The organism is Calditrichota bacterium (genome assembly GCA_014359355.1).
Classification (GTDB): domain Bacteria; phylum Zhuqueibacterota; class Zhuqueibacteria; order JANLFK01; family Oleimicrobiaceae; genus Oleimicrobium.
In genome coordinates this window covers 1-5,991 of the sequence record JACIZP010000319.1, presented here as the reverse complement: position 1 = coordinate 5,991, position 5,991 = coordinate 1, and the positions used below count along the sequence as shown (strand labels likewise).

The window sequence follows — 5,991 nt, the reverse complement described above, 5'->3', positions numbered from 1 at the left end:
CAGAAAGGGGAAAAGGCATCAGGTGAGACGGGACCCTTTGCTCACCCTGACCCTTGTGGGTACAAGAGGCAGGGTCGTGCCCCGAATCCGGCGGGCAACAAGGCACTCAATGGCCGTATTCGCGCCAACTCTTGATTTGCAATTGGGAGGGAGACTTGCGCGCCATGGCCTCGACAAAACGCCGCGCCAGTTGCATGTTGGTAATCACCGGCACGTTGTAGTCCACAGCCGTGCGGCGGATGATGTAGTCGTTGGTGAGCTCTTCTTCCTGATAGTTCTTGGGAATGTTGATGACCAGGTCGATCTTCCCCTGGCTGATGTACTGCACGGTACTGGGCGACTTGCCGCTCAGAGGCCAGTGGAGATGGATGGAATGTACCCCATTCGCCTCCAAGAAGCGGCAGGTGCCCCCGGTGGCGTAGAGGGTGATGCCCATGTTCGCCAACACCCTGGCGCTGCCCAGAAACTCCGCCTTGCTCTCGATGGGACCAGTCGACAGAAGCACTGACCTGATCGGCAACCGATACCCAACCGCAAGGAGAGCCTTGAGAAAAGCTTCCTCAAAATCGTCGCCAAGGCAGGCGACCTCTCCTGTTGAGGCCATCTCGACTCCGAGCGTGGGGTCTGCACCTTCCAGCCGAGCGAACGAGAACTGGGGGGCCTTGACACCCACGTATTCCAAGTCGAGCAAAGAGCGAGAGTTCTTTGGGACTTCCAGACCCATAACCACTCTGGTGGCCAGGTCGATGAAGTTCACCTTGGCGATCTTGGAAACAAACGGGAAGCTCCGCGAGGCGCGCAGGTTGCATTCGATGACCTTGACCTCGTTGTCCTTCGCCAGGAACTGAATGTTAAAGGGCCCGTTGATGCGCAGGGCTTCAGCGATGCGGCGCGTAATGTGCAGCACCCGGCGCATGGTCTCCAGATAGGTCCGCTGCGGCGGCAACACGATGGTGGCATCGCCTGAGTGCACACCTGCGTTTTCCACGTGCTCGGTCACCGCATAGACAACCAGCTGCCCATCCTTGGCCACTGCGTCGATTTCGATCTCTTTGGCGTTCTCGAAGAATTTGCTGATGACCACCGGGTGGTCGACGGACACCTCGGCGGCACGTTCCAAGTAGCGGGAGAGCTCGGCGTCGTTCGAGGCCACGCTCATGGCCGCGCCGCTTAAGACGTACGACGGCCGCACCAACACAGGATAGCCTACCGTCTGCGCGAACTCCTGGGCAGATGCCAAACTGACCAATTCCTTCCATTCCGGTTGGTCGATGCCCAGACTGTCCAAAAGGGCGGAGAACTTCCGACGGTCTTCGGCCTGGTCGATGTCCACCGGCGAAGTGCCCAGCACGCGCACGCCCGCACGGTGACACTTCATTGCCAGGTTGTTCGGGATCTGCCCTCCCGCGGAGATGATAACCCCGAGCGGGTTCTCCTTCTCGTAGATGTCCAGCACGGTCTCGAAGCTCAGCTCATCAAAATAGAGGCGATCGCACTCGTCGTAATCGGTGCTGACGGTCTCGGGATTGTAGTTCACCATGATGGTCCGATAACCCAGCTCACGCAGGGTATGGACCGTGCTCACACAGCACCAGTCGAATTCCACCGAACTCCCCACCCGATAAGCCCCGGACCCCAACACCATCACCGCCTGCTCCTGGCTTGTGGGCACGTCATCTTCGCTGCCGTTATAGGTGAGGTAGAGGTAGTTGGTCTGCGCAGGGTACTCCGCGGCCAACGTGTCGATCTGCTTGACCACCGGCAGAATGCCACGCCGCTTCCGCAACGCGCGAATTTGGGTCTCGCTCAACCCGGTCAGACGCCCAATCTGCAGATCACTGAAGCCGTGCTGTTTTGCCCGACGCAGCAGTGCTGCAGAAACCGCGCCTTTCGTCCTGCCGAGCTCAGCCTCGATGGCCACGATATTGGCGATTTTGTGCAAGAACCAGGGGTCGATGTGGGTGAGCTCGTAGACACGCTGCACAGAGAACCCGGACTTCAGCGCCTCGGCGATGGCAAAGATCCTGCGATCAGTAGGCTCGCACAGCTCTCTTTCCAAGTCCGGAATGGGGCGCCAGGTGTTGGCCACCAACCCCGCTGCACCGATTTCCAACATGCGTAGGGCCTTTTGCAGCGCCTCTTCGAACCTGCGGCCGATGGCCATCACCTCACCCACCGACTTCATGCCGGAGCCAATTCTGCGCGAGACCATGCGGAATTTGCTCAAATCCCAGCGCGGCACCTTGACCACCACATAGTCCAGAGCCGGCTCGAAGCAAGCCTTCGTCACCTTGGTAATCGAATTCTCCAAGTCGATGAGGCTGTGCCCCAGCGCCAATTTCGCAGCCACGAACGCTAAAGGATAGCCGGTCGCCTTTGAGGCAAGAGCAGAGCTGCGCGACAGGCGAGCATTGACCTCGATGACGCGGTAGTCTTCGTCCCGTGGATGGAGCGCGAATTGGATGTTGCACTCCCCAACGATATTTAGGTGCCGAACCACATTGATGGCCACTTCACGCAACAGGTGGTACTCGCGATTGTTGAGGGTTTGGCTCGGCGCCACCACGATGCTCTCACCGGTGTGGATGCCCATGGGGTCAAAGTTTTCCATGTTGCACACGGTGATGCAATTGTCGAACTGGTCGCGCACCACCTCGTATTCGACCTCTTTCCACCCCTCCAGGAATTCTTCTATGAGCACCTGGGGGGTGAAGGCAAAGGCCTTGCTGGTGCGCTCGCGCAGGGCCTCTTCATCCACGCACACGCCGGAGCCAAGTCCACCCAGCGCGTAGGCGACGCGCACCATCACCGGATAGCCAATGCTCCTCGCCACGCTCACCGCTTCCTCGGTGGAAGTGACCGCCTGGCTGCGCGGTGTCTTGACGCCAATGCTATTTAGGCACTCCACAAAAAGACCGCGGTCCTCGGTGCGCCGGATTCCCTCCACCGGCGTGCCCAGGACTGCGACCCCGAACCGGTCCAGTACTCCCTCATCGTGCAAGCGCAAGCCGCAGTTGAGCGCCGTCTGTCCTCCAAAGCCAAGCAGAATACCATCAGGGCGCTCCTTTTCGATCACCTGCGCGACGAATTCCGGAGTCACCGGCAGGAAGTAAACCTCGTCGGCAAGATAGTCGGAGGTCTGGATGGTGGCAATGTTCGGGTTCACCAGGACAACAGTGACCCCTTCCTGCTTGAGGGCCTTGATGGCCTGGCTACCAGAATAGTCGAACTCGCCGGCCTCACCAATCTTCAGGGCCGAGCTGCCCAGCACGAGTACCTTCTTGGGGAGAGCGTTCACAACAGCCCCACGAATTCGTCAAAGAGAAAACCCGTGTCCACCGGCCCAGGACAGGCCTCTGGATGGAACTGTACTCCCATGAACGGCTTCGCTCGGTGACGCACGCCCTCGTTGGTGCCATCGTTGGCATTCACGAACCACTGCTCCCATCCTTCGGGCAGGGTGCGTGCGTCCACCGCATACCCATGATTCTGCGAGGTGATGAAGCACCGCTTGGAACCGACCTCGATACAGGGCTGGTTCTGGCTGCGGTGCCCAAATTTCAGTTTGTAGGTGTTAGCGCCGGCCGCGAGTGCCAGCAGCTGATTCCCCAGACAAATGCCCAGCACGGGCTTTTCCCCTTCCAGCACCTTGCGGAGGGTGTGAATAGTGGCGCGGGCCATCTTGGGGTCACCAGGGCCATTAGAGACAACCACGCCATCATAGGCTTCACGGGAGAGGTCATAGTCCCAGGGGACGCGAAGCACGCTTACCTTGCGGGCCAACAAGCTCCGCAGGATGCCGTGCTTGCAGCCGCAGTCAATGAGCACGACCCTTTTCGTTCCGTCGCCGAGAAGCTGCGGCTTGTCCACGCTGAGTCGCGCGACCAAGTTCTCCTTGTTCGGGTCCCAGAGGGCTGGCTCTCGCCCGCCTCCGACCACCAGCTTGCCCAGCATCGTCCCCTTCTCGCGCAGGCGTTTGGTTAACATGCGCGTGTCCACCCCAAAGATTCCCGGTACCCCTTCTGCGCGAAGCCACTCATCCAAAGAACGGACGCTTTCCCAATGGCTCGGTTGCTCACAGAGCTCTGAGACGACCACGCCCGAGACGTGAACGCGGTGGGACTCGAACTTTGCGGAGACAGCGCTCCGCGGCTCATCGCCAGGCACACCGTAGTTGCCGATCAGGGGATAGGTGAACACCAGGATCTGCCCGCTGTAGGAAGGGTCGGTGAGCGACTCCGGGTAACCCACCATGCCAGTGGTGAAAACCACCTCGCCGGCAGTGGAACGAAGGGAGCCGAATCCCCATCCGGACATCACGGTGCCGTCTTCAAGAAGCAGTTTTGCCTTGTGCCTCTCCATTGCTCCCAGCAGAAAAGTAGCTCCGCCCCCGCTTGTTGCGTCTACGTACGGCAATGGCGCCCGCCTGCGGACGCCATTGCGGTCCCTGACCGATCCACGCCGCAAAGTCACGCCTGTTGCACGTCAGCTTCTGGTGGTAGTCCTCCCTGTTTCACGGACCGAGCAAGCTGAAAAGGTCGCTTAGTCAATCAGCACCAGGGAAACCAGATCGTAGCAAGCATCCTCGGAGGTGACCACCTCCAACGAAAGCCCTACGTTCCGCACCGTAGCGTAGACGTCAATCCCGCAGGCTTCCATGGCCGGCCGTGCGAGCCGAGGATGGACGCATGGCTTGGTGACATCACATTCGTCGCACAGCGGACATGGCCCTGCGCCCAATGCGAAGGCCTTGTAGTAGCCGTCCAAAAACAGGCGCCGCTCCAAGGCCGCCACAATTCTGCGACCGAGTAGTCGCACCCTCTCCTCACCCTCTGCCGGGTTGCGATCGAAGCGCAGCAAGAGCGCACGCCGGTATTCCGCGAGCCAGCGCCGAGTCACCTCCGGCGTAGGGCTATAGGGAGGGCAGGTGAGGCAGGCGCCGTAGCCCCCGCATCCGTACTGGCACTTTAGGCGCACCCATTCGGCCACGCTCACCGCCGAGACGGGAATCTCGAAACACGCCGTCGCCCCACCCTGCAGGGCTTGTTGCACGTACCTTTCCATCCCTCCACCTGGTACAGTTTAGTGAAGGCCAAAGCGAACCTGGTGTGTGGGGACCTCGGCCTAAACCAGCAGGTCCACCTCCTCGGCCACCACCTCGACCGGCTCACGCTCGGAGACTAGGGTGGCAGGAACGGATGCTGGCTCCGGCTGCCGGTAGCGGAAGATGCGCCCTTCGTAGTTGCGGAGCACCACCTCGTGTTCGTCCATGGCCACAACGTAGTGGGGAAGGAGCGGAATCTTGCCACCACCACCGGGGGCGTCGATGACAAAGTGCGGCACGGCCAACCCGGACGTCCAGCCCCGCAGTGCCTTGATGATCTCCAGGCCTTTCTCCACGCGTGTGCGGAAGTGCTCCGTGCCAAAGACCATATCGGCCTGGTAAATATAGTAAGGCCGCACCCGAGCCTGCAAGAGTTTTTGGACGAGCCGCTTCATCACCTCCGGGTCGTCATTGACGCCCTTCAGCAGCACCGTCTGGTTGCCCAGAGGGATACCCGCATCTGCCAGACGAGCGAGCGCACGCATAGCAAGAGGCGTCAGCTCATCGGGGTGGTTGAAGTGGACGTTGACGTACAAGGGGTGGAACTTCTTGAGCAGCTTGGCGAGCTTGGCGGTCACGCGCTGGGGGAGGAAGCACGGGACGCGCGTACCAATGCGGATAACCTCCACATGGGGGATGCGCCTAAGCTTCTGCAAGACAAAACCGAGCATTTCGTCGCTGAGCAGCAGGGGATCCCCGCCCGAGAGGATCACGTCCCGGATCTCGGGGTGCTGCGCAATGTACTCGATCCCCTCGTCGATGTACTTCATGCTAATCTTGCTCGGGTCACCCACCTTGCGTTTGCGCGTACAGAACCGGCAGTAGGAAGCGCACACGTGGGAGATCAAGAACAGGCACCGGTCAGGGTAGCGGTGCACAATGTTATT

General features: G+C 60.4%; 4 protein-coding genes. All 4 read right to left on the bottom strand.

All coding sequences use genetic code 11. The features are described 5' to 3' along the window. Window positions 1-106: 106 nt before the first annotated feature. Window positions 107-3,298, bottom strand: a complete 3,192-nt coding sequence (gene carB, locus H5U38_13680; GenBank protein ID MBC7188070.1) for a carbamoyl-phosphate synthase (glutamine-hydrolyzing) large subunit — start codon at window positions 3,296-3,298, stop codon at window positions 107-109. Next, window positions 3,295-4,362 (bottom strand): glutamine-hydrolyzing carbamoyl-phosphate synthase small subunit, encoded by a 1,068-nt coding sequence (gene carA, locus H5U38_13675; protein MBC7188069.1) that lies wholly within the window; start codon window positions 4,360-4,362, stop codon window positions 3,295-3,297. Before carA ends, carB begins: the two co-directional genes overlap by 4 nt. A gap of 180 nt (window positions 4,363-4,542) precedes the next feature. Next, window positions 4,543-5,064, bottom strand: a complete 522-nt coding sequence (locus tag H5U38_13670) for a DUF2284 domain-containing protein (protein ID MBC7188068.1) — start codon at window positions 5,062-5,064, stop codon at window positions 4,543-4,545. A gap of 60 nt (window positions 5,065-5,124) precedes the next feature. Continuing rightward, a partial coding sequence (locus H5U38_13665; protein MBC7188067.1) for a KamA family radical SAM protein occupies window positions 5,125-5,991 on the bottom strand: 867 nt, incomplete at its 5' end.

Excerpts from the sequence above, each read along its gene's own strand:
- H5U38_13670 (MBC7188068.1), bottom strand. The coding sequence starts at position 5,064 with ATGGAAAGGTACGTGCAACAAGCCCTGCAGGGTGGGGCGACGGCGTGT.
- carA (MBC7188069.1), bottom strand. The coding sequence starts at position 4,362 with ATGGAGAGGCACAAGGCAAAACTGCTTCTTGAAGACGGCACCGTGATG.